This is a genomic window from Paraburkholderia sp. MM6662-R1 (assembly GCF_050436245.1).
GTDB lineage: Bacteria > Pseudomonadota > Gammaproteobacteria > Burkholderiales > Burkholderiaceae > Paraburkholderia > Paraburkholderia tuberum.
The window spans coordinates 2,664,743-2,687,787 of the sequence record NZ_JBNDLV010000001.1; the positions used below are offsets into that span (position 1 = coordinate 2,664,743).

A 23,045-nucleotide genomic window follows, 5' to 3' on the forward strand; every position below is an offset into this window, starting at 1 on the left:
TAGAAAAAAACGCTCGCGCGGACGTTGCGCGCAAATACCTTACTTCGCTTGCAGCCGCGCCGCACGGGGCTTTGCGGCGGATCAATTCAAGCCGGCAGGCGGCTCGTCGCGCACGCACGCCGCTTGCCGCGCCGGCGCACGTAAACACGGCTTACATCTGTATTGCTCAATTAATCCGCCGCGGGCGCCGAAGCGGCCGAAGTTGCGGAAGAGGCCGCCCCTGTCGAAGATGCCGACACTCCCGGCAAGGCCGCGCAAGGGCAATCGGTTGCCCGCCCGTCGAGCCCTTCGCGATCGTGTTTGAAGCTCGCGCGCGGCGTGCCGTTCTGCCAGTCGAGTCGGACGATGTAAATGCTGTCGAAGTCGTCGCTTTGCCATTTCGGCACGTCGGCCGCGCGACCGCCATGCGTGCTCAACATCTGCCGCAACAGCTTCTCGATCAGCTTGTGCTCCCAGGCAACGACGATCAGCTTGCCGCGATTGGCCGGGTCGACGAGCGCGTTGCCGAGCTGGTCGATCTGCGCAAAACCGTACGGTGTTTGGACCGGCATCTGGAATTGAATCGCGGTCGGTTCGATCGTCGCGAGCGGGCGCACGTAATAGTACGGATGACCGCCGTCGTCTTTTTGCTGGCCGGGGTCGGGTGCGTAGATCGCATCGGGCTTGCCGAATTTGGCGGCGATCACGGCCGGCAACGCGAGCGCACGGTTGAGCCCCTGGCAGTCTAGCTGGCCGTACCCCTGCGCGGGTTTCTCGCCGTGTCGAACGAATATGAGGGTTTCGATATTGCCGCCCGCCGCGGCAACAACGGGGGCCGCGGTCGCAACGACGGTCGCCGTGTTCGTCGCCGCGGACGCGGCCGGCAACGCCATCGTGCTCGCGCACAGGCCGCCGAGCGACAGTGCGACGCCATGCAGGAATCCGCGGAAACGGTTCATCGAAAACACCTGTGCGAGGCTGGGAAGTCGCCCGATTCTAGCAGCGGTGCCCACCGGCACGCGGCCGGCGCGGCATTCATATCGCATTGGCGAGCGCAATGAATAATGGGCGCCGAGGCGCCCATTCATACCCACTACGCGACGATCGCGAGACCGGGGCGTCGAACTGGCCGTCAGTCGAGCGCCAGCTTGCGCGCATCGCTGCTGCGATCCTCGGCGATCAGCGGATAGACGACACCTGCGATCACCGCGCCGATGATCGGCGCAACCCAGAACAGCCACAGCTGATCGATCGCCACGCCGCCGACGAATAGCGCCGGGCCCGTCGAGCGCGCCGGATTGACCGACGTGTTGGTGACAGGAATCGAGACCAGATGGATCAGCGTCAGGCACAGGCCGATCGCGATGGGCGCGAAGCCGGCCGGCGCGCGGCGGTCGGTCGCGCCGAGAATCACGAACAGGAAGAAGCCAGTCATGACCACTTCGCAAATGAAGGCAGCGGCGAGCGAGTAGTGCCCCGGCGATTGCTCGCCGTAACCGTTCGTCGCGAAGCCGCTCGCGACCAGGTCGAAGCCAGGCTTGCCCGACGCGATCAGCGACAGTACGAATGCGCCGAGCACCGCGCCGACCACCTGCGCGACGACATAGGGCAGAAGATCGCGCACCGGAAATCGGCCGGCGACGGCCAGTCCGACGCTCACCGCCGGATTCAGGTGGCAGCCTGAAATGTGGCCAATCGCAAAAGCCATCGTCAGCACGGTCAGGCCGAAGGCCAGCGACACGCCGACGAAGCCGATGCCCAATCCGTGAACCGGCCCGGCGAAGTTGGCGGCGAGGACCGCGCTGCCGCAGCCTCCGAGCACGAGCCAGAAGGTGCCGAGCAATTCGGCAACGAGGCGCTTTGACAACTGCATTTTTGGTGATCCTAAAAAGAATGGGTACTTCAGAAGCACGCATCGAAAAGGGCGAGTACGTACCTTGAGCGCGCAATTCTAGGCAGACAGCGCCAAATTGAGTGTCAAAGATTGTCAATCCGCACAGAATTTATAAACTATTGCGAGATAAAGCGCGGGTTTTACAATTCACACTCTTTAATAATTATCAGAGGAAAATTCGCTAAACCGGTATTAGTCGCCATTGCGAATTTTTATAATTGCAGCTAGTCTGCGGTCGAATGAGTTCTAGAAAAGGGGAGAACCGAATGTCTCAATATGCAGACCTCAAGGCGCAGATTGCCAAATTGCAGGCACAGGCAGAAGAAGCGCGACGCACGGAAATCGACAATGTCGTCGCCGACATCCGCCAAAAGATCGCCGAATACGGTCTGACCGCGCAGGATCTCGGTTTCGCGGTCGCCGCCAAGCGCGGCCGCCCGCCCAAGAAGACGCCGCTGCCGGCGAAATATCAGGACCCGAAGTCGGGCAATACATGGAGCGGGCGCGGCAAGCCGCCCAAATGGATCGTCGGCAAGAATCGCGAGCGATTTCTGATTGGCTCGGCGTGACGCTCGCCCGACCTGATGTGAGACGAGGTGAAGGCGGTCTGAAGGTTTCTTTGCTGTTTGGCTTATTCGCCGCTCGCAAATCCACCGTGGAAGCGCAACCATCCCTGTATTAAAAAAGCCGCCCATACAGGGCGGCTTTTTCCCGTCCGGCAGCCAAAAGACTTCGTTTTTCGCTCGCGCAAACGATTCCGATGCCGGACTCGCCGCTATTGCGGCGTTATAAGCGAAGGTTCACAGCGCCGCTTCAATGCGGGCCGAAAACGGCCAGCCGTAAAAGCGCCGGCCGTTTTCAGGCGCGCCTAGCCGACCGCGACCTGGCGCAATACCGGGCGCCGCGACGTTTCAATCAAGGCGGAATAGCCGTCGATATAGTTCTGCGCCATCGTTTTCGAACTGAAGCGGCGTTCGAACTGGGCGCGGATTTCGATGCGCGACAGCTCGTCGAGACGCTGCAGAGCCGCTACCGCGCCTTGCACGTCCTCGACGATATAGCCGGTCACGCCGTGGTCGATCACCTCAGGCACGGAGCCGCGGTTGAACGCGATAACCGGCGTGCCGCAGGCCATCGACTCGATCATCACGAGGCCGAACGGCTCGGACCAGTCGATCGGGAACAGCAGCGCCTTCGCGCCCGACAGAAACTCGGGTTTCTGCGCCTCGTTGATCTCGCCGACGAACTCGACATGCGCCATCGACAGCAGCGGCTCGATCTCGCGCTTGAAGTACTCCATGTCGACCTTGTCCACCTTGGCGGCGATCTTCAGCGGCAGACCGCTTTGCGCGGCGATCCTGATAGCTGTATCGACGCGTTTTTCCGGGCAGATGCGGCCGAGGAACGCGAGATATTCGGGCTTCTTGTGCGGCTGCGGCGTCAGCAACTGGTCCGGCAGACCGTGATAGATCGTGCTGAGCCAGTTGGCCTGCTGCAGCGGCAGACGCTGCGAATCCGAAATCGACACGACCGGCACATGCGAGAACGCGTCGAACACCGGCTGTAATTCCGGCAGGTCGAGACGACCGTGCAGCGTGGTCACGAACGGCGTGTCCATCGTCGTGAACAGGGGGAACGGCAGGTAGTCGAGATGAAAATGCAGCACGTCGAACTCGTGCGCGATCTTGCGGACCTTTTCCATCATCAGCACGTGCGGCGCCAATGCATCGCGAATCGTCGGATCGAGGCGCAGCGCGCGCGGCCAGCATGCCTCGAGATTGGCGGACGTGACCGAGTCGCCGCTCGCGAACAGCGTGACGTCATGGCCGAGCTCGACCAGCGCTTCGGTCAGATACGACACGACACGTTCGGTGCCGCCATAGAGTTTCGGTGGGACAGCTTCGTAGAGCGGCGCGACTTGTGCGATTCGCATGCGTTTTCTCCTGTGTCGATCAGAGTTAGCGCTGTGGCGCCGACCCGGATCCCATGCGGATTTTTGATACTTACCGGGGCTTCGCACCACGGCTGAATGGCGCGTGGTACGTCTGCCTAACCGGACGGTTGGGCGCGGTTTGCCCCGCCCGAGGGTGCTCCGAAATAGCTATCGGGTAATCCCTTAGCCTTCATTATCGGGATCGACCGCGGTAATTCGAGTTATTTTTCAAACGCTTAATGTTGTTACAGCGCGAAACATCGACCGTTACAGCTGCCGCGCAAGGTCGAGCCGCCAACAGGTCCCCATCATCGGGAAGCGTAATTCCACCGACTTAATCAGGCTCGACAGGCGAAATGCACCGTAGCAAGCGGCGGACCCGAGGGTCGGGATGCGCCGGGAAAGATCTCTAACCGAGCCAGATTGCAGCCGGGTGAAAACGTCTTATAATTCTTTTCCACCGTTTTACGGTGCGGCGGCGAAGTTCTGAAAACTCACCATCCGGTACACGCCGCAGCCGTATAAATTCCCAGCGCGCATCGTCAGTCCCGCCCCGCGCATCAATTCGACCCAATTCGTGCCTCGCCGCAACCCGGGTTGTAGGAATAATTCCTACACAAATGACGGATTAATCCGTCACCCAGCTGGGGTGTCTCTCCGATTTTCGGCTGTGCCCCCTTTCGAGACAATGCTTGCAAGACCAGAGACGAGCGGATTCGCGCGGATTCAGCGCGCGCGTTCGAGCAAACGTTTCCGCAAAAAATCGGCCTGACCAGCCGGGCATACGAACGGGGGAAATCATGAGCACGACTAGCCATATGCTCAGTGAGATCAGGGAAGTCAATCTTTCCTATCTGCTGCTCGCCCAGCGTCTGCTGCGCGAAGACAAGCCGATGGGCATGTTCCGCATGGGTATTTCGGACCAGCTGGCCGACGTGCTCGCCAATCTGTCGTTGGCGCAGACCGTCAAGCTCGCGGCGTCCAACCAGATGCTGTGCCGCTTCCGCTTCGACGATCACGCGGTGCTGTCCGCCCTCGCGGACAAGGACAAGTCCAGCGCGATGGCGCAGGCTCATTCGGCGATCCTGATGGCGAGCCAGCCGGTCGAGCAGATCGGCTGATGGCCAGTAAGAGCGTCGTACTCGAAGTCCGGGAAATCACCCTCGCGATCGAGCTGATCGAACTGGGCGCGCGTCTGCAATTGCTGGAGGCGGAAACCAGCCTGTCGCGCGACCGGCTCGTCAAGCTGTACAAGGAATTGAAAGGGGTGTCGCCGCCCAAGGGCATGCTGCCGTTTTCGACCGACTGGTTCATGACCTGGCAGCCGAACTTTCATTCGTCGCTGTTCTACAACATCTACCGTTTCATGGCCGGTCACGGCGGCTGCCGCGCGATCGAATCGATCGTGAAGAGCTACCGGCTGTATCTCGAGCACGTGCAGTTGCACGACGACGAGCCGGTGCTCAGTCTCACGCGCGCCTGGACGCTGGTGCGCTTCTTCGACTCGGGCATGCTGCAGATGAGCGCCTGCCGCCGCTGCGGCGGCCACTTCGTCGCGCACGCGCACGATCCGCAGCACGGGTTCGTTTGCGGGCTGTGTCAGCCGCCGTCGCGCGCGGGCAAGACGAAGAAGGCGGCGCAAACGCGGGCCGAGCGGCAAATCGCCGTCGCCGGAGTCCCGGCCGAGGTGCCGCAAGTGTCCGACGCGCGAGCTCACGAGGCCCGCTGCCCCGCCCCCACGCTCGATACCGTCGTCACCGCCGACGTCTGAGCAGCACGCGTTGAGGCAGCGCAAGCCTCTGGTTTACACCGGACTCGAGCGCCGTCTTTTTCCCCAAAGTTTTCCGCCCCGGTGCCGTAAACCTGACTAACGACGGTAACCGTCGCTTTTTTGTGAGGGCTCGGCAGTGCTGATTTTCGTGGGAACACTCGTGACGCTGTTGTCCGTTTTCGGCGGTTACGCGCTCGAAGGCGGCCATCTCGGCGCGCTGCTGCAACCCGTCGAGGTGCTGATGATCGTCGGCGCCGGAGTCGGCGCATTCATTCTCGGTAACGGGATGAAGACGATCCGGGCGACACTGCGCGTCATTCCGACCCTGTTCAAGGGGGCGAAGTACAACAAGGACGTCTACATGGAGCTGATGGGGCTCCTGTACGTGCTGCTCGCGAAAGCGCGCAAGGAAGGCACGCTGACGCTCGAAGCCGACATCGACGATCCGTCGAAGAGCCCGATCTTCACGCAGTACCCGAAGATCCTCGCCGACAAGCACATCATCGAGTTCCTGACCGACTACCTGCGGCTGATGGTCGGCGGCAACATGAATGCGTTCGAGATCGAAAGCCTGATGGACGAGGAGATCGAGACGCACCACCAGGAAGGCGAGGCGCCCGCGCACGCGCTGACCAAGGTCGGCGACGCGATGCCGGCGTTCGGTATCGTCGCCGCGGTGATGGGCGTCGTGCACACGATGGCCTCGGCCGACAAGCCGCCCGCGGTGCTCGGTGAAATGATCGCGCAGGCGCTCGTCGGCACGTTCCTCGGCATTCTGCTTTCGTACGGGCTGATCGGGCCGCTCGCCAGCGTCGCCGAGCAGCGCGTGACCGAGTCGACCAAGATGTTCCAGTGCATCAAGGTGACGATCCTCGCGAGCCTGAACGGCTACGCGCCGGCGATCGCGGTCGAGTTCGGCCGCAAGGTGCTGTTCTCGACCGAGCGCCCGTCGTTCGCCGAGCTCGAAGAGCACGTGCGCCGCGTCAAGGCGAAATAAGCAGGCGACGGGAACCGATCCGATGAGCAGCAAGGACAAAGACCGCGCAATCGTCGTCAAGCGCAGCGCGCCGAAAAAGTCCGGTCATCACGGCGGCGCGTGGAAGCTCGCGTACGCGGACTTCATGACCGCGATGATGGCGTTCTTCCTGCTGATGTGGCTGCTGAGTTCGGCCTCCACCGTGCAGCTGAAAGGTATCGCCGACTACTTCAACCAGCCGTTGAAGATCACGCTGTGGGGCGGCGATCGCAGCGCCGAAGACTCGAGCATCCTGAAGGGCGGCGGTCGCGACATCTCGACCGACGCGCAGGGCGTGACCCGCTCGACCGACGGCAGCAGCAGCCGCGCCGAGCGCACCGCGTCGCACAACGACGACGACTCCGTGAAGCAGCTGACGGGCGCGCTCGAACGCCAGGAACAGGTGCGTCTGCACGACCTGCAGGTCAAGCTGATGGCGGCGATCGAGGCGAACCCGGTGCTGCGCCAGTTCAAGCAGCAGATCCGCATCGACTCGACGCTGACCGGCCTGCGCATCGAGATCGTCGACTCGCAGAAGCGGCCGATGTTCGCGACCGCACGCGACGTCGTCGAGCCGTACATGCGCGACATCCTGCGCGAGATCGGCCACACGCTGAACGACGTGCCGAACCGCATCATCGTGCAGGGCCATACCGACGCCGTGCCGTACGCGGGCGGTGAGAAGGGCTATAGCAACTGGGAGCTGTCGGCAGACCGCGCCAACGCGTCGCGGCGCGAGCTGGTCGCGGGCGGCATGGACGAAGCGAAGGTAATGCGCGTGCTCGGTCTCGCGTCGACGCAGAACCTGAACAAGGCGGACCCGCTCGATCCGGAAAACCGTCGCATCAGCATCATCGTGTTGAACAGGAAGTCCGAGGAGGCGCTCGATCACGACGACTCCACGACGACGACCCTGTCGGACGACGCAGCCGGCTCGAAGCCGCTGCTGCAAAGACTTGCGCAGCCGGTGACGGCTGCACCGAAGTTGCCGGCGGCGGCGCCACCGGCCCAGTAACAGACCGCGGCCGCCGGGCCGCGGCCCGCGCCCGACCGGCGCGCACCGCCCGGCGGCCCAGTGTTAAGCGCAGCGAGGTTTTCATGATCAGGCACATCCTGGCAATCGACGATTCGGCATCGATGCGGCAGATCCTCGCCGCGACGCTGACGGGCGCCGGCTATGAAGTCACGCTCGCGGCGGACGGCAACGAAGGGCTCGAAAACGCGCTCGCGATGGCGTTCGATCTCGTGTTGACCGACCAGCACATGCCCGGCAAGACCGGTCTCGATCTGATCACCGCGCTGCGCGGAAATCCGGCCTATCAGGCGACGCCCATCCTCGTCCTCACGACGGAATCGGGCGAACCCTTCAAAGAGGCGGCGCGCGCGGCGGGCGCGACCGGCTGGATCGAAAAGCCGCTCGACCCGGACATGCTGACCGAGCTGGTGGCGGCGCTGGCCGAACCGGACCCGGCTTGATCCGCGCAATCAGCACCTTTAGACACAGTACAGATAGCTCTCGACGCGCCTCTACGGCGACTCAAGCCAGACAGGCACTCTCGCGGTGAACCAGGCATGACACTCGACATCACACAGTTCTATCAGACGTTCTTCGACGAAGCGGACGAACTGCTCGCGCAGATGGAGCAATTGCTGCTCAATCTCGACGTGGCCCACCCGGACCCCGAAGACCTCGCGGCGATCTTTCGCGCCGCGCATTCGATCAAGGGCGGCGCGGCGACGTTCGGTTTCACCGCGCTCACCGAGACCACGCACATTCTCGAGTCGCTGCTCGATCGCGCGCGCAACAACGAGCTGGTGCTGCGCAAGGACATGATCGACACGTTCCTCGAAACCAAGGACGTGCTGTCCGGCCAGCTCGCCGACTATCGCGCGAGCGCCGAGCCCGATGCGGCGGTGGCGCGCGCGATCTGCGCGAAGCTGGAGCAGCTGCACGCGGAAAGCCGCATGGGCGGCGCGCCGGCAGCGGCGGCGAGCGCCGCAACCGCGCCGGCCGTGAGCGCCCCCGCGCCCGCAGCAGCGCAGGCGACGGCAACCCAAACAACAACACAAGCAACCGCGGTACAGCAGCAAGGCGGCACCCCGCCCGAGCACGTCGTCGAACAGGCGGTGCAGGCGGCGGGCGAATGGATCGACGGCGAACCGGCACAGACCGGACAAGCCGCGGGCACGGCCGACAGCGCCGGCCCACATCTGAAAATTACGCTACGGGGCGTGGGAGAGAAAGACCAGGAACTGCTCACCGAAGAGCTGGGCAACCTGGGCAACATCGTCGGGCAGGTCAAGAGCGGCAGCGATCTGACGCTGTGGCTCTCGAGCGACGTATCTTCCGACGACATCATCGCCGTGTGCTGCTTCGTGATCGACGAAAGTCAGATCACGATCGGCCGTGGCACCGCGCCGGTGGACGACGCGCAGCAGGGCGAACCTGGAACGCCCGACGCTGCCGCTCCGACACCGGCGCAATCCGCGCAGGTCGCGCCCGCCGCTCCCGCGGCGCAAGCGCAGGCGCAGCCGGTCCTTCACACGGAGCCCGCGGCATCATCGACCCCAGCGGCCCTCATCGCTGCGCCCGCAAGCGTACCCGGTCAGGCGGACAGCATCGAGCCGCCGCCAGCGGCACCCGCGGCGGCTCAGGCGGCGGCTCAGGCGTCGGCCAAACCGGCTTCGGCCGCGTCCGCCGATCAGGACCGCAAGGCGGCCCGTCCGGCCGCCGCGGCGGCCGGCGCCGAAGGCAGCTCGATTCGCGTCGGCGTCGAGAAGGTCGATCAGCTGATCAATCTGGTCGGCGAGCTGGTGATCACGCAGGCGATGCTCGCGGAGACCACCAGCACGTTCGATCCGGCGCTGCACGACCGGCTCTTCAACGGCATGGCGCAACTCGAGCGCAACGCCCGCGATCTGCAGGAAGCGGTGATGTCGATCCGCATGATGCCGATGGATTACGTGTTCAGCCGCTTCCCGCGTCTGGTGCGCGATCTCGCGGCGAAACTCGGCAAGGAGGTCGAACTCGTCACCTTCGGTCAGGCGACCGAACTCGACAAGAGCCTCATCGAACGGATCATCGACCCGTTGACGCACCTCGTGCGCAACAGTCTCGACCACGGCATCGAGACCGTCGAGGCGCGGCGCGCGGCGGGCAAGGATTCCACCGGTCAGCTGGTGCTGTCGGCGGCGCACCACGGCGGCAACATCGTGATCGAGGTCAGCGACGACGGCGCGGGCCTGCGCCGCGACAAGATCCTCGCGAAGGCGGCCAAGCAGGGCATGCAGGTCAGCGACACGATGAGCGACGAGGAAGTCTGGAACCTGATCTTCCTGCCGGGCTTCTCGACCGCCGAGCAGGTCACCGACGTGTCCGGCCGCGGCGTCGGCATGGACGTGGTGAAGCGCAACATCCAGTCGATGGGCGGTCACGTCGAGATCACGTCGCACGCGGGCAAGGGCAGCACCACGCGGATCGTGCTGCCGCTCACGCTCGCGATCCTCGACGGCATGTCGGTGAAGGTCGGCAACGAGATCTTCATCCTGCCGCTGAACTTCGTGATGGAGTCGCTGCAACCGCGAGCCGAAGACATTTACACGGTCGCCAACGGCGAGCGCGTGGTGCGCGTGCGCGGCGAATACCTGCCGCTCGTCGCGCTGCACGAGGTGTTCAACGTGTCGGATGCGAAGCAGGAGCCGACCCAGGGCATCGTCACGATCATGCAGACCGAGGGACGGCGCTTCGCGATGCTGATCGATGAACTCGTCGGCCAGCAGCAGGTGGTCGTAAAGAATCTGGAAACGAACTACCGCAAGGTGCACGGCATTTCCGCGGCGACCATTCTGGGCGACGGCAGCGTCGCGCTGATCGTGGACGTCGCGGCGCTGAACCGCGAATCGCGTCATGCGCATGGGCATGCGCAGGCGATGAGCCTCGCCTAACGCACGCAGCAAACGCGGCACTGACAGACATCGCAACACAACTTCAACTCAATTCATCCCAACCGTTTGGGGGCTAACGTGGCAGAAGTCCAATCCATCAATTCGAGCGTCGCAAACGCGAGCGGTACGAATGGCCGCCGCGACGCGCAGGCGGACGCCGGCGGTCAGGAATTCCTCGTCTTCACGCTCGGCGCGGAAGAGTACGGCATCGACATCCTGAAGGTGCAGGAAATCCGCGGCTACGACAACGTGACGCGCATCGCCAACGCGCCCGAGTTCATCAAGGGCGTGATCAACCTGCGCGGCATCATCGTGCCGATCGTCGACATGCGGATCAAGTTCCATCTCGGCCGCGTCGAGTACGACCATCAGACCGTCGTGATCATCCTGAACGTCGCGCATCGCGTGGTCGGCATGGTCGTGGACGGCGTATCGGACGTGCTGACGCTCGCGGTCGATCAGATCATGCCGGCGCCGGAATTCGGCGCGACGCTGACGACCGAATACCTGACCGGTCTCGGCACGGTCGACGGCCGCATGCTGATCCTGATGGACATCGAGAAGCTGATGACCAGCTCCGAGATGTCGCTGACCGAAACGCTCGGCGTCTGAGCGCAGGCAGTAACGGAACCCGGCACAAGGAGCATCGAAATGCTGAGCAGGTGGTCGATCCGCACGTCGCTGACCATGGTGGGGATTCTTCTGGTGACGCTGACCGTGGTGGTCGGCGCGCTCGGGCTGACCGCGCTGAATCGCGCGAGCGGCTCGCTCGATCGCATCGCACGCGGCGAACTGGTCGCGATTCATGCGCTCGACGATGCGTCGGCGTATCTGTTGCGTTCGCGCATCGCGATCGATCGCTTCAACACGCTGACGGCCGCCGGTAACGCGGACGAGGCGAAGAAGGCGCTCGATCGCGGGCAGGAGCTGCTCGGCAAGAGCAAGCAGAGCTGGCAGGCGTATCTCGACGCGCCGAAGCACCGCGTCGAGCAGGCCTTGCTCGACGATGTGCTCGCGAAGCATACGACGGTGATGCACGACGGCGTCGACGTCGAATTCGCCGCGTTGAACGCGAACAATCTCGACGCGTATCACGCGGTCGCGGACACGAAGATCAGCCCGATGTTCATCGCCTACGACACGGCCGGCGCCGCGGTGATCCAGGCGTTGCGGCAGAGCGTGGCCGATCAGGAAACGAGCGCGCAGTCGAGCGCGTCGCTGATGATCATGCTGATCGGCGTGACCACGGTGTTCGCGCTGCTGGTGGTGGTCGGCATCCGTTTCGCGCTGCGCGGTCTCATCGTGCAGCCGCTGAACGACGCGACCGCCTGTTTCGAGCGGATCGCCGGGGGCGATCTGTCCACCCCCGTCGAGGTGTTCAGCAACAATGAAATCGGCCGTCTGTTCGCGGGCATCAAGCGGATGCAGGAAAGCCTCGCGACGATGGTGCGCGCGGTGCGCAGCGGCACCGAATCGATCGACACCGGCGCGCGCGAAATCGCGATGGGCAACACCGATCTGTCGCAGCGCACCGAGCAGCAAGCGGCGTCGCTGCAGGAAACCGCATCGAGCATGGATCAGCTGACCGGCACCGTGCGGCAGAACACCGAGAACGCGCGCCAGGCGAGCCAGCTCGCCGTCAACGCGTCGGACATCGCGACGCGCGGCGGCGACGTGGTGAGCCAGGTCGTCACGACGATGCAGCAAATCGCGACCAGTTCGAACAAGGTCGTCGACATCATCGGCGTGATCGAAGGCATCGCGTTCCAGACCAACATCCTCGCGCTGAACGCGGCGGTCGAAGCCGCACGCGCCGGCGAACAGGGCCGCGGATTCGCGGTCGTCGCGGGCGAAGTGCGCAGCCTCGCGCAGCGCAGCGCGAGCGCCGCGAAGGAGATCAAGGAGCTGATCGGCGATTCGGCCGACAAGGTCAAGAGCGGCTCCGAGCTGGTCGGCCGCGCGGGCACGACGATGGAAGAAATCGTGCAGGCGGTGCGTCGCGTGACCGACATCATGGGCGAGATCAGCGCGGCGTCGGAAGAGCAGTCGGGCGGCATCGAGCAGGTCAACCGCGCGGTCGTGCAGATGGATTCGGTCACGCAGCAGAACGCGGCGCTGGTCGAACAGGCGGCGGCCGCGGCGGCGTCGCTCGAAGATCAGACGCGGCAGTTGCAGGCGGTGCTGGGCGGCTGGAAGGTAACCGGCACACCGGCGCGTCAGAGCGCCCCGGCGACGCGTGCGCAGACGCCCGCGCGGCCCGCCAGGGCTGCACCGCAAGCGGCGAGCGCGGCGACTCCGACGCAGCACGACGCGGCCGCACGCGTCGAACCGGTATTGAAGCCCCGGCCGGCCGCAGCCGCGGCTCGCGTCGCGACCGACACGCCCACGCGCGCCGCTCCGCCGGGCACCGCGAAGGCGAGCTCGGACGCGGACTGGGAAACATTTTAGGCAACGGCAGAGTGACATGTGGTCAACCGGCATCGCGCCCGCGGATGGGCGAAGCATCGAAGCACGCGCAGCACGCGTGTCGCGAGCCGGCCATATGTCGATGGTACTCGCGGGAGGGCGCGACCCCGCGACGACAATTCCTACCTCCCAGGCAGCCCGGCTGGGCGGCGAGCGTGATGGCTCATATCGCAGACAGGAATTTTCATGATGGCAACGCGCGCAACACAACGCCCCGCGCGGGCAGCACCTGACCGCACAGAGCCGGCCAGGTCCGTCGAGACGGGCCGCGATTTCGAATTTACGGCGGCCGATTTCGCCCGCATCCGCGACCTGATTCATCGCGGGGCGGGCATCTCGCTGTCGGACCACAAGCGCGACATGGCGTATAGCCGCCTCGCGCGCCGCTTGCGGGCGCGCGGCATCGATACGTTCCGGCAGTATCTCGATCTGCTCGAAGCGGAAAACGATCCGGCCGAGTGGGAAGCGTTCACCAATGCCTTGACCACCAACCTCACGGCGTTTTTCCGCGAAGCCCATCACTTTCCGATCCTCGCCGAGTTCGTGCCGCGCCGTGCGCAACCGGTGTGCGTGTGGTGCTCGGCGGCATCGACGGGCGAGGAGCCGTACTCGATCGCGATGACGCTGATCGAAGCGCTCGGCGACGGCGGCGCGCGCCAGGCGTCGGTGCTCGCGACCGACATCGACACCCAGGTGCTCGCGAAGGCCGAGGCCGGCGTCTACCAGTTCGACCAGGTCAAGCACCTGTCGCCCGAGCGGTTGAAGCGCTTCTTCCTGAAGGGCACGGGCGCGCATGCGGGGATGGTCAAGGTGCGTCCCGAAGTGCGCGCGCTCGTGCGCTTCGAGCAACTGAACCTGACCAATCGCGATTACCAGTTGCGCACGCAGTTCGACGCGATCTTCTGCCGCAACGTGATGATCTATTTCGACAAGCCGACGCAGGCGCAGGTGCTGACGCGCTTCGAGCCGCTGATGAAACCGGGCGGCCTGTTGTTCGCCGGCCATTCGGAAAACTTCACGTACGTGACGCAAGCGTTCCGGCTGCGCGGCCAGACCGTCTACGAACTGACGCGCGACGCGGGCGGCGCGCGCGCGCCGTCGCGCGCTGACGCGCATGACGCGCATCAATCGAGCGGGGTGGCCGCATGAGCAGCACGCTGCCGATCGCTTCGAACCTGTACTACGACAACCACTTCCAGCGCCCCGGCGTGAAGCTGTTGCCCAACGAGTTCTATACGACGAGCGAAGACATGGTGCTCGTGACCGTGCTCGGCTCGTGCGTCGCGGCCTGCATCCAGGACCGCACCGCGGGCATCGGCGGCATGAATCACTTCATGCTGCCCGACGACGGCGCCGACGTCGCGCAGGCCGCGTCGGACTCGATGCGCTACGGCGCGTACGCGATGGAAGTGCTGATCAACGAACTGATCAAGGCGGGCGGGCGGCGCGAGCGCTTCGAGGCCAAGGTGTTCGGCGGCGGCGCGGTGCTCGCGGGCATGACCACGATGAACATCGGCGATCGCAACTCCGAGTTCGTGCGCCGCTATCTGGCCACCGAAAAGATCCGCATCGTCGCCGAGGACCTGCAGGGCTCGCACCCGCGCAAGGTCGCGTTCATGCCGCGCACCGGTCAGGTGATGGTGAAGAAATTGCGCTTGCAACAGGAAGCGGGCGTCGCCGAGCGCGAGCAGGCGCTCGTGCGGCAAAGCGCCGAAGCACGCGCGGAGCGGCTCGCCGCCGCGCGCAAGCGGGTCGAGCTGTTCGCGAAGCCGGCCGCCGCCGCCGCGCGGCCGAGAATCGAACTGTTCGGCGCGAGCCCGCGCCCGACTCATTCCAACAACGTCAGAACCACAGAGGAGGCGTGAGCGCTGTGCAAAAGATCAAGGTATTGTGCGTCGACGATTCGGCGCTGATCCGCAGCCTGATGACCGAAATCATCAATAGCCAGCCGGACATGACGGTGGTCGCGACGGCACCCGATCCGCTCGTCGCGCGCGAGCTCATCAAGCAGCACAACCCGGACGTGTTGACGCTCGACGTCGAAATGCCGCGCATGGACGGCCTCGACTTTCTCGAGAAGCTGATGCGTCTGCGGCCGATGCCGGTCGTGATGGTGTCGTCGCTGACCGAGCGCGGCAACGAAATCACGCTGCGCGCGCTCGAACTCGGCGCGGTCGATTTCGTGACCAAGCCGAAGGTCGGCATTCGCGACGGCATGCTCGACTACGCGGAAAAGCTCGCCGACAAGGTTCGCGCGGCAGCCCGCGCGCGCGTACGCCAGGCCGCGCCGGCGCAGCATGCGGCCACCCAGACCGCGCATGCGCCGGCCGGCGCCGCGCCGCTCTTCAACAACCCGCTGCTGAGTACCGAGAAGCTGGTTATCGTCGGCGCCTCGACGGGCGGCACCGAAGCGATCCGCGAAGTGCTGGTGCCACTGCCACCCGACGCGCCCGCGGTGCTGATCGCGCAGCACATGCCGCCGGGCTTTACGAAATCTTTCGCGCAACGCCTCAATGGTTTGTGCCGGATTACCGTTAAAGAAGCAGAGCACGGCGAGCGTGTGCTGCCGGGGCACGCGTACATCGCGCCCGGCCATGCGCATCTGTTGCTCGCGAGGAGCGGTGCGAACTATATTGCGCATCTGTCCGACGACCCGCCGGTGAACCGGCATCGTCCGTCGGTCGATGTGCTGTTCCGTTCGGCCGCGCAGCAAGCGGGCAAGAACGCCGTTGGCGTGATCCTGACCGGCATGGGGCGCGACGGCGCGGCCGGGCTGCTGGAGATGAAAAAGGCCGGTGCCTACACGCTGGCGCAGGACGAGGCGAGTTGCATCGTGTTCGGCATGCCGCGCGAGGCGATCGCGCTCGGCGCGGCCGACGAAATCGCCGCGCTGCCGGACATGAGCCGGCGCGTGATGGCACGTTTGTCGTCGATGGGTGACCGCGTTCAGCGGGTATGATGCGTGCCGGATGGAATGACGCGGCCGAGCGCCGCAACATGGATCAAGCAAAGGGAAAGAAATGGACAAGGGAATGAAGATTCTGGTGGTTGACGATTTTCCGACGATGCGCCGGATCGTCCGCAACCTGCTGAAGGAACTGGGCTACTCGAACGTCGACGAGGCGGAAGACGGCGCGGCCGGTCTCGCGCGTCTGCGCAGCGGCAGCTACGAGTTCGTGATCTCCGACTGGAACATGCCGAACCTCGACGGTCTCGCGATGCTGAAGGAAATCCGCGCCGACGCGAGCCTCGCGCACCTGCCGGTGTTGATGGTGACGGCCGAGTCGAAGAAGGAAAACATCATCGCGGCGGCGCAGGCCGGCGCGAGCGGTTACGTCGTCAAGCCGTTCACGGCCGCGACGCTCGACGAGAAGCTCAACAAGATCCTCGAGAAGATGGCGAAAGCCGGGAGCTGACGTGACGCCGCCGACCCAAACGCCTGGCGCCGAAGCGGACAACGACAGCGGCGACTTCGCGTCGGACCGCATCCTTGCCCGCATCGGACAACTGACGCGCACGCTGCGCGATTCGATGCGCGAACTCGGGCTCGACAAGCACGTCGAGCGCGCGGCCGAAGCCGTGCCCGATGCGCGCGATCGTCTGAAGTACATCGCCAACATGACCGAGCAGGCCGCCGAGCGCGTGCTGTCGGCGATCGACATCGCGAAGCCGATCCAGGAGCAGCTGCAGATAGACGCGGGCACGCTCGACGCTCGCTGGGAGCAGTGGTACGCGGCGCCGATCGAGCGCGAGGAAGTGCGCGCGCTGATGAACGACACGCGCACCTTCCTGCGCGGCGTGCCCGAGGCGACCAGCGCGACCAACTCGCAGCTGATGGAGATCATGCTCGCGCAGGACTTCCAGGATCTGACCGGCCAGGTGATCAAGAAGATCACCGACGTCGTCTATCTGATCGAGCAGCAACTGCTCGGCGTGCTGGTCGAGAACATCGCGCTCGAGCGGCGCGAGCAGTTCGCGGCGAACGCCGCGGCTCTCAAGGCGGAGGTGTCGTCGACGGGCAGCCCGGAGCATCTGCTCAACGGTCCGCAGATCAATCCGGAAGGCAAGACGGATGTGGTGCAGGATCAATCGCAGGTCGACGATCTGCTCGCGAGCCTCGGTTTCTGAGCAAGTGACTCGGCCCGGCAAGCGCGCCGGGCTGGTGGCTTCTCCGCGATTTGCGCCAAACACGCATTCAATGAGTACCGGCTACCCATCTTCCGTACGTTTTCCTGCTAGTAATAGTCGGCAAGTCGCGCGCGTGGGCGCGCCTTGCGCCGGCTGAAAGAATCCGCAGGCATACTACGAGGTCAAAGCGGTACGGCACCCGGCCCGCGCAACGCCGGGCAGTCGCCCGGTGAGGCCATCCCTCAGCGTTGCGGCCGCGGCGGTGCCGTATCATCTGCCTATAAGCGGCCGCTTCGCGCAGTCGGCGAAGCGTGCCGCGGCTCGGGAGGAGCTTCTCATGTGGAGTCGTATTGGTCGCGCCGGAGTCACGGCGCTCGTATTACCATGTTCGTTACTGGCCCTGACGGCCGCGCAATCCGCCCATGCGGCGCTGGGCAGCGCGCCGCTTACCCCCCCGTCCGACGCGTCGGTGTCCTCCCGCGTGGTGCAGCCCGCCAGCGGCACATCGCAAAGTGTCATGCGTTCTGAATCGAGCGCGGCGTCTTCCACATCTTCCACACCCGCTTCCTACACGGTACGCGAGACCACGTTCGGCAACGGCACCGTGGTGCGCGAATACCTGAGCACGAGCGGCGCGGTATTCGGCATTTCGTGGCATGGTCCGCAAATGCCCGATCTCAGTGATCTGCTCGGCAGTTATTTCCCGCAGTACGTGGCCGGCGTGAAGGCCGTGCGGGCCGCGCGCAGCAATGCGCGGGGGCCGGTCGCCGTCGACGAGAGCGGGCTGGTGGTGCGTTCGGGCGGCCACATGGGCGCGTTCAGCGGCGTCGCGTGGCTGCCCTCCGCGCTGCCGGCCGGCGTCAGCGGTTCCGACATCCAGTAACGGCGAGGACCACGATGCGAACCATGCTCACGACCGCGAACATCAAAAGCTGGATGCAGGCCGCGCTTGCCGTGCTGCTCACGGCGACGCTCGTCGCCTGCGGCGGAGGCGGAGGCGGCGGTAGCGACAACAACTCCAGTTCCAACAATGGCGGCAACACCTCGAACGGACTGAACGGCGGTTCGCTGCCGGCCAGCCCGAGCCAGCAGCCGATCTCCGCGAATGCGTCGAACACGGTGCCGATCACGGTCGGCCGGGGCGTGGCCGGTGTCATCAACATCCCGACCGTCAGCGTGAGGATCTGCGCGCCAGGCTCGACCAGCAACTGTCAGACCATCGACAATATCCAGGTCGACACCGGGTCGTTCGGCTTGCGCGTGGTCAGTTCCACGCTCAATTCGACGCTGCTCGGCGCGCTGCCGGTCAGCACGATTGGCAGCAACGGCGCGCAGCTCGCCGAGTGCGCGACCTTCGCGGACGGTTACACGTGGGGCTCGGTGCGCACCGCGATCGTGACGATCGGCGGTGAAACGACGACCAGCAGCATCCCGCTGCAGATCATCGGCGACAAGTCGGCGAGCACGGTGCCCACGAGCGCCTGCGGCAGCGGCATGGCCGAAAACACGGCCGCCGATCTGGGCGCGAACGGCATTCTCGGCATCGGCACCGCGCTGACCGATTGCGGCAATACGTGCGCGAACCCGGCGACCGCGGCGAACTACAGCAACTACTTCGCCTGCCCGAACGGCACGTCGTGCACGCGCACCGCGGTGCCGCTGACGCAACAGGTCGCCAACCCGGTCGCGAACTTCCCGCTCGACAACAACGGCGTGATCGTGCAGATGGCGCCGGTCTCGAACACCGGGCAGGCGTCGGCGACCGGCACGCTGGTGTTCGGCATCGGCACGCAGGGGAACAACCCGCTTGCCGCTGCGCAGGTATTCACGACCGACCCATACGGCGACCTCAACAACAGCACCTTTAACGGCACGACCGTCCAGGCGTTCCTCGATTCCGGCTCGAACGCCTATTTCTTCGGCGATAGCACGCTCACGCTGTGCGGCAGCCAGTTCGCGGGCTTCTATTGCCCGTCGTCGGCGCAGACCCGCACGGTCACGCTGGTCGGGAAGAACAACGTGTCGGCGGTCGCGAGCATCGGCATTCTGAACGCGCAGACGCTGTTCGCCAACGGCAGCAACTACGCGTTCAACACGCTCGCCGGCCAGATCGGCGGCAGCGCCAGCTTCGACCTCGGTCTGCCGTACTTCTTCGGCCGCTACGTGTACTACCACCTCGATCAGACCGCGAGCGGCGGTCCCTCCCCCTTCGTCGGCTACTGAAGCCGCACGTCGATCCAATGCCGGACGGCTTGCGTGACAGACGCGCGAGCCGTCCGCTCATCCGTCGAAATACCCCCGTTTCTCCGCCCTTATCCGCCGATCGGCGCTTGCGTCGAGCAGGAATAATCGCTGTCACTGGAAAGAGGCGCCGTGCCTCGGCCGACTGGAGAGCTTTGTGGCAGAGGACAGCGACCTCGAAAAAACCGAATCCGCCACCCCTCGGCGCCTGCAGAAGGCACGCGAGGAGGGGCAGATCGTGCGTTCGCGGGAGCTGTCGACCTTCGCGCTGCTCGCGGCCGGGTTCTACGGCGTATGGGGCATGTCGGGCAGCATCGGCGAGCATTTGCAGAACATGCTGCGTGCGTCGCTCACCTTCAACCACGCGAGCGCGTTCGACACCAGCCGCATGCTGATCGGCGCGGGCACAGCGGGTCGCGAAGGACTCTACGCGCTCGTGCCGATACTCGGCGTCACCGGACTTGCCGCGCTGCTCGCACCGATGGCGCTGGGCGGCTGGCAACTGTCCGCGAAAGGGTTCGAGCCCAAGTTCAACCGGCTGAACCCGATCGAGGGCCTCGGCCGCATATTTTCGATCAACGGACCGATCCAGCTCGGCATGTCGCTCGCGAAGACGCTGGTGGTGGGGTTGATCGGCGGCACGGCGATCTGGAATCGCCACGAGCAATTCCTCGCGCTCGCGACGCAGCCGCTCAATCTCGCGCTCGCCAACTCCGTGCATCTGATCGCGGTGTGCTGCGGCATGACGGTGGCCGGCATGTTCGCGGTGGCCGCGCTCGACGTGCCGTACCAGCTGTGGTCGTTCCACAAGAAGCTGCGCATGACGAAGGAAGAAGTGAAGCGTGAGCATCGCGAGAGCGAAGGCGATCCGCACATCAAGGGCAAGATTCGCCAGCAGCAGCGCGCGATCGCGCGGCGCCGCATGATGGCGCAAGTGCCGAAGGCCGACGTGGTCGTGACCAACCCGACCCACTTCGCGGTCGCGCTGCAGTACACGGACGGCGAGATGCGCGCGCCGAAGGTGGTCGCGAAGGGCGTGAACCTCGTGGCCGCGCGGATTCGCGAGATCGCCACCGAAAACAACGTGCCGCTGCTCGAAGCGCCGCCGCTCGCGCGTGCGCTCTATCACAACGTCGATCTGAATCGCGAGATTCCGGGGCCGCTCTATGGCGCGGTCGCGGAAGTGCTCGCGTGGGTCTATCAGCTGCGCCGCTTCAAGGCTGAAGGCGGCGACGTGCCGGTCGCGCCGACCGAACTCGACGTGCCGCCCGAACTCGACAAGGGCGGCGTATCGGACGAGGACGCCGCCGAGGAAGCCGCCAACACGCTGAACCCGGCCGACGACAACGCCAACGACGCCACTAGCGACGACAACAACGGAGCCTCCGCATGAACGCTCGCGCCGGTTTCCTCGCCCGACGCTCGGATGCGCTGAGTAGCACCAACCTGCGCGCCCTCGCCGGGCCGGTGCTGATCTGCATGATCCTCGGCATGATGATTCTGCCGTTGCCGCCGTTCCTGCTGGATCTGCTGTTCACGTTCAACATCGCCCTGTCGGTGATGGTGCTGCTCGTCAGCATGTACACGATGAAGCCGCTCGACTTCGCCGCGTTCCCGAGCGTGCTGCTGTTCTCCACGCTGCTGCGGCTGTCGCTGAACGTCGCCTCGACGCGGGTCGTGCTGCTCGAAGGCCATACCGGTCCCGATGCGGCCGGTCAGGTGATCGAGTCGTTCGGCCACTTCCTCGTGGGCGGCAACTTCGCGGTTGGTATCGTCGTGTTCGTGATCCTGATGGTGATCAACTTCATGGTGATCACGAAGGGCGCGGGGCGGATCGCCGAAGTGTCCGCGCGCTTCACGCTCGACGCGATGCCCGGCAAGCAGATGGCGATCGACGCCGATCTGAACGCCGGCCTCATCAACGAAGAGCAGGCTCGCACGCGGCGCAAGGAGATCTCCCAGGAAGCCGAGTTCTACGGCTCGATGGACGGTGCGAGCAAGTTCGTGCGAGGCGATGCGGTCGCCGGCCTCCTGATCATGGTGATCAACATCATCGGCGGGCTGATCGTCGGGATGGTCCAGCACGACATGAGTTTTGCCGCGGCGGGCAAGAACTACACGCTGCTGACGATCGGCGACGGCCTCGTCGCGCAGATTCCGTCGCTGGTGATTTCGACGGCGGCAGGCGTGATCGTCTCGCGCGTCGCGACCAACGAGGACATCGGCACGCAGCTGACCGGCCAGCTGTTCACGAACCCGCGCGTGCTGATGATCACCGGCTGCATTCTCGTGCTGATGGGCCTGATCCCGGGCATGCCGCACTTCGCGTTCCTGATTCTCGGCGGCGGCCTGATCCAGCTCGGCCGCACGATGAAGAAGCGCACCGAGGAGCGCAAGAACGCACCGGCGCTCGTCGACGTCGCGCCGGCCGCGCTGGCGCCGATCGAAAACGCCGAGGCGAGCTGGGACGACGTGACGATGATCGACACGCTCGGCCTCGAAGTCGGCTACCGGCTGATTCCGCTCGTCGACAAGAACTCGGACGGCGAGCTGCTCAAGCGGATCAAGAGCATCCGCAAGAAGTTCGCGCAGGAAATCGGCTTCTTGCCGCCGGTCATTCATATCCGCGACAACCTCGAATTGCGGCCGAACGGCTATCGGATCGCGTTGAAGGGCGTCGAGGTCGGCTCGGGCGAGGCGTATCCGGGCCAGTGGCTCGCGATCAACCCGGGCCAGGTATCGGCCGCGCTGCCGGGCACGCCGACCCAGGACCCGGCGTTCGGCCTGCCCGCCATCTGGATCGACACGAATCTGCGCGAACAGGCGCAGGTATACGGCTACACGGTCGTCGATTCGAGCACGGTGGTCGCGACGCACCTCAATCACCTCGTCGTCACGCACGCCTCGGAGCTGCTCGGCCGCCGCGAGGTGCAGTCGCTGGTCGAGCGGATGCAGAAGGACACGGCGTCGCTCGTCGACGATCTGGTGCCGAAGATGCTGCCGCTCACCACGCTGCAAAAGGTGCTGCAGAACCTGCTCGAAGAAGGCGTGCCGATTCGCGACATGCGCACGATCCTCGAAGCGCTCGCCGAACACGCGACCAAGCTCACCGACCCGCACGACCTCACCGCCGCGGTGCGGCTCGCGCTGGGCCGCGCGATCACGCAGCAGTGGTTCCCCGGGACCGCCGACATGCAGGTGATGGGCCTCGACGCGAACCTCGAACGGGTGCTGTCGCAGGCGCTATCGACCGGACCGAACCCGGGCCTCGAACCGGGCCTCGCGAACACGCTGCTCACCGAAACGCAGAAAGCGATGACGCGTCAGCAGAACCTTGGCCTCGCTCCGGTGCTGCTGGTGCAGCACGCACTGCGGCCGATGCTCGCGCGCTTCCTGCGCCGCAGCCTGCCGCAGCTGAAGGTGCTCTCGTATGCGGAAGTGCCCGATACGCGCAACGTCAAGGTGGTCAATCTGATCGGCGCGCACGGCTGACGAAGGTCGCTCGCCCGCGGCTGTCGATACAACGAACCGGCGCTCCAATGGGGCGCCGGTTTGCGTTTGCACGGCTCCCCCAGGCTCGTCGAACAATGCGTCTGCCGTGTGTCCATCGCGCGAATTACCCACCTTTAACGGTCTTTATCCATCGATCGTCGCCCGACGCCTTTCGCAATAA

21 protein-coding genes are annotated in these 23,045 nt (G+C 65.0%); 18 read left to right on the forward strand and 3 right to left on the reverse strand.

Annotation, left to right across the window (positions count from 1 at the left end; translation table 11 throughout):
- Positions 1-170 precede the first annotated feature (170 nt).
- Both OKW39_RS12510 and aqpZ read right to left on the reverse strand, forming a co-directional pair.
- On the reverse strand, positions 171-938 hold the full coding sequence (locus OKW39_RS12510; RefSeq protein ID WP_429562794.1) for a histidine phosphatase family protein: 768 nt from the start codon (positions 936-938) through the stop codon (positions 171-173).
- 173 nt (positions 939-1,111) lie between these two features.
- Positions 1,112-1,852, reverse strand: a complete 741-nt coding sequence (aqpZ, locus tag OKW39_RS12515; protein WP_184065992.1) for an aquaporin Z — start codon at positions 1,850-1,852, stop codon at positions 1,112-1,114.
- A 287-nt stretch (positions 1,853-2,139) separates the two neighbouring features.
- On the opposite strand from aqpZ, the gene OKW39_RS12520 reads away from it, so the two are divergent.
- Positions 2,140-2,442 carry an H-NS family nucleoid-associated regulatory protein gene (locus OKW39_RS12520; protein WP_013090908.1) on the forward strand — a complete coding sequence of 101 codons (303 nt, stop codon included), beginning with the start codon at positions 2,140-2,142 and terminating at the stop codon, positions 2,440-2,442.
- Positions 2,443-2,741: 299 nt separating this feature from the next.
- Here the strand turns inward: OKW39_RS12520 and OKW39_RS12525 are convergent, their stop codons facing one another.
- The gene (locus OKW39_RS12525; protein WP_429562795.1) at positions 2,742-3,806 is read right to left on the reverse strand and encodes a glycosyltransferase family 4 protein; all 1,065 of its coding nucleotides are present in this window, start codon (positions 3,804-3,806) and stop codon (positions 2,742-2,744) included.
- Positions 3,807-4,606: 800 nt separating this feature from the next.
- On the opposite strand from OKW39_RS12525, the gene flhD reads away from it, so the two are divergent.
- The 17 genes from flhD (at position 4,607) to flhA (ending at position 22,864) form a co-directional block, all read left to right on the forward strand.
- A complete protein-coding gene (flhD, locus tag OKW39_RS12530) occupies positions 4,607-4,927 on the forward strand; it encodes a flagellar transcriptional regulator FlhD (protein ID WP_090802472.1) in 321 nt (106 codons plus the stop codon).
- Positions 4,927-5,577 (forward strand): flagellar transcriptional regulator FlhC, encoded by a 651-nt coding sequence (gene flhC / locus OKW39_RS12535; RefSeq protein ID WP_429335474.1) that lies wholly within the window; start codon positions 4,927-4,929, stop codon positions 5,575-5,577. The genes flhD and flhC overlap by 1 nt, the downstream gene beginning before the upstream one ends.
- 136 nt (positions 5,578-5,713) lie before the next feature.
- Positions 5,714-6,574 carry a flagellar motor stator protein MotA gene (motA, locus tag OKW39_RS12540; protein WP_090802475.1) on the forward strand — a complete coding sequence of 287 codons (861 nt, stop codon included), beginning with the start codon at positions 5,714-5,716 and terminating at the stop codon, positions 6,572-6,574.
- Positions 6,575-6,596: 22 nt separating this feature from the next.
- Positions 6,597-7,607, forward strand: coding sequence for a flagellar motor protein MotB (gene motB / locus OKW39_RS12545; RefSeq protein ID WP_090802477.1), 1,011 nt, complete (start codon positions 6,597-6,599; stop codon positions 7,605-7,607).
- An 83-nt stretch (positions 7,608-7,690) separates the two neighbouring features.
- Positions 7,691-8,068 carry a response regulator gene (locus OKW39_RS12550; RefSeq protein WP_018418789.1) on the forward strand — a complete coding sequence of 126 codons (378 nt, stop codon included), beginning with the start codon at positions 7,691-7,693 and terminating at the stop codon, positions 8,066-8,068.
- A gap of 96 nt (positions 8,069-8,164) precedes the next feature.
- Positions 8,165-10,537: a chemotaxis protein CheA gene (gene cheA / locus OKW39_RS12555; RefSeq protein WP_429362711.1), complete on the forward strand. Its 2,373-nt coding sequence runs from the start codon at positions 8,165-8,167 to the stop codon at positions 10,535-10,537.
- 78 nt (positions 10,538-10,615) lie between these two features.
- Entirely contained in the window at positions 10,616-11,149 is a 534-nt protein-coding gene (locus tag OKW39_RS12560) for a chemotaxis protein CheW (RefSeq protein WP_090802480.1), read from the forward strand.
- Positions 11,150-11,188: 39 nt separating this feature from the next.
- Positions 11,189-12,985, forward strand: a complete 1,797-nt coding sequence (locus OKW39_RS12565; RefSeq protein WP_429562796.1) for a methyl-accepting chemotaxis protein — start codon at positions 11,189-11,191, stop codon at positions 12,983-12,985.
- 204 nt (positions 12,986-13,189) lie between these two features.
- On the forward strand, positions 13,190-14,152 hold the full coding sequence (locus OKW39_RS12570) for a CheR family methyltransferase (protein ID WP_429362715.1): 963 nt from the start codon (positions 13,190-13,192) through the stop codon (positions 14,150-14,152).
- The gene (gene cheD / locus OKW39_RS12575) at positions 14,149-14,868 is read left to right on the forward strand and encodes a chemoreceptor glutamine deamidase CheD (protein ID WP_429335470.1); all 720 of its coding nucleotides are present in this window, start codon (positions 14,149-14,151) and stop codon (positions 14,866-14,868) included. Before OKW39_RS12570 ends, cheD begins: the two co-directional genes overlap by 4 nt.
- Positions 14,869-14,873: 5 nt before the next feature.
- On the forward strand, positions 14,874-15,962 hold the full coding sequence (locus OKW39_RS12580; protein WP_429563490.1) for a protein-glutamate methylesterase/protein-glutamine glutaminase: 1,089 nt from the start codon (positions 14,874-14,876) through the stop codon (positions 15,960-15,962).
- A gap of 61 nt (positions 15,963-16,023) precedes the next feature.
- Positions 16,024-16,419 carry a chemotaxis response regulator CheY gene (cheY, locus tag OKW39_RS12585; RefSeq protein WP_018418782.1) on the forward strand — a complete coding sequence of 132 codons (396 nt, stop codon included), beginning with the start codon at positions 16,024-16,026 and terminating at the stop codon, positions 16,417-16,419.
- A 1-nt stretch (position 16,420) separates the two neighbouring features.
- Positions 16,421-17,131 carry a protein phosphatase CheZ gene (gene cheZ / locus OKW39_RS12590; RefSeq protein WP_429362717.1) on the forward strand — a complete coding sequence of 237 codons (711 nt, stop codon included), beginning with the start codon at positions 16,421-16,423 and terminating at the stop codon, positions 17,129-17,131.
- A gap of 337 nt (positions 17,132-17,468) precedes the next feature.
- A complete protein-coding gene (locus OKW39_RS12595; protein WP_429562797.1) occupies positions 17,469-18,014 on the forward strand; it encodes a DUF2844 domain-containing protein in 546 nt (181 codons plus the stop codon).
- Positions 18,015-18,028: 14 nt separating this feature from the next.
- Positions 18,029-19,354, forward strand: coding sequence for a DUF3443 domain-containing protein (locus OKW39_RS12600; RefSeq protein WP_429562798.1), 1,326 nt, complete (start codon positions 18,029-18,031; stop codon positions 19,352-19,354).
- Between the two features lie 175 nt (positions 19,355-19,529).
- Entirely contained in the window at positions 19,530-20,765 is a 1,236-nt protein-coding gene (gene flhB, locus OKW39_RS12605) for a flagellar biosynthesis protein FlhB (RefSeq protein ID WP_429335467.1), read from the forward strand.
- A complete protein-coding gene (gene flhA, locus OKW39_RS12610; protein ID WP_090802492.1) occupies positions 20,762-22,864 on the forward strand; it encodes a flagellar biosynthesis protein FlhA in 2,103 nt (700 codons plus the stop codon). The genes flhB and flhA overlap by 4 nt, the downstream gene beginning before the upstream one ends.
- The last annotated feature ends 181 nt before the right edge of the window (positions 22,865-23,045 follow it).

Coding starts and splice junctions, on each gene's coding strand:
- OKW39_RS12525 (WP_429562795.1), bottom strand. CDS start 3,806: ATGCGAATCGCACAAGTCGCGCCGCTCTACGAAGCTGTCCCACCGAAA.
- cheD (WP_429335470.1), top strand. CDS start 14,149: ATGAGCAGCACGCTGCCGATCGCTTCGAACCTGTACTACGACAACCAC.
- motB (WP_090802477.1), top strand. CDS start 6,597: ATGAGCAGCAAGGACAAAGACCGCGCAATCGTCGTCAAGCGCAGCGCG.
- cheA (WP_429362711.1), top strand. CDS start 8,165: ATGACACTCGACATCACACAGTTCTATCAGACGTTCTTCGACGAAGCG.
- OKW39_RS12565 (WP_429562796.1), top strand. CDS start 11,189: ATGCTGAGCAGGTGGTCGATCCGCACGTCGCTGACCATGGTGGGGATT.
- aqpZ (WP_184065992.1), bottom strand. CDS start 1,852: ATGCAGTTGTCAAAGCGCCTCGTTGCCGAATTGCTCGGCACCTTCTGG.
- OKW39_RS12600 (WP_429562798.1), top strand. CDS start 18,029: ATGCGAACCATGCTCACGACCGCGAACATCAAAAGCTGGATGCAGGCC.
- OKW39_RS12595 (WP_429562797.1), top strand. CDS start 17,469: ATGTGGAGTCGTATTGGTCGCGCCGGAGTCACGGCGCTCGTATTACCA.
- OKW39_RS12520 (WP_013090908.1), top strand. CDS start 2,140: ATGTCTCAATATGCAGACCTCAAGGCGCAGATTGCCAAATTGCAGGCA.
- flhD (WP_090802472.1), top strand. CDS start 4,607: ATGAGCACGACTAGCCATATGCTCAGTGAGATCAGGGAAGTCAATCTT.
- flhC (WP_429335474.1), top strand. CDS start 4,927: ATGGCCAGTAAGAGCGTCGTACTCGAAGTCCGGGAAATCACCCTCGCG.
- OKW39_RS12570 (WP_429362715.1), top strand. CDS start 13,190: ATGATGGCAACGCGCGCAACACAACGCCCCGCGCGGGCAGCACCTGAC.
- cheY (WP_018418782.1), top strand. CDS start 16,024: ATGGACAAGGGAATGAAGATTCTGGTGGTTGACGATTTTCCGACGATG.
- OKW39_RS12510 (WP_429562794.1), bottom strand. CDS start 938: ATGAACCGTTTCCGCGGATTCCTGCATGGCGTCGCACTGTCGCTCGGC.
- flhA (WP_090802492.1), top strand. CDS start 20,762: ATGAACGCTCGCGCCGGTTTCCTCGCCCGACGCTCGGATGCGCTGAGT.
- OKW39_RS12550 (WP_018418789.1), top strand. CDS start 7,691: ATGATCAGGCACATCCTGGCAATCGACGATTCGGCATCGATGCGGCAG.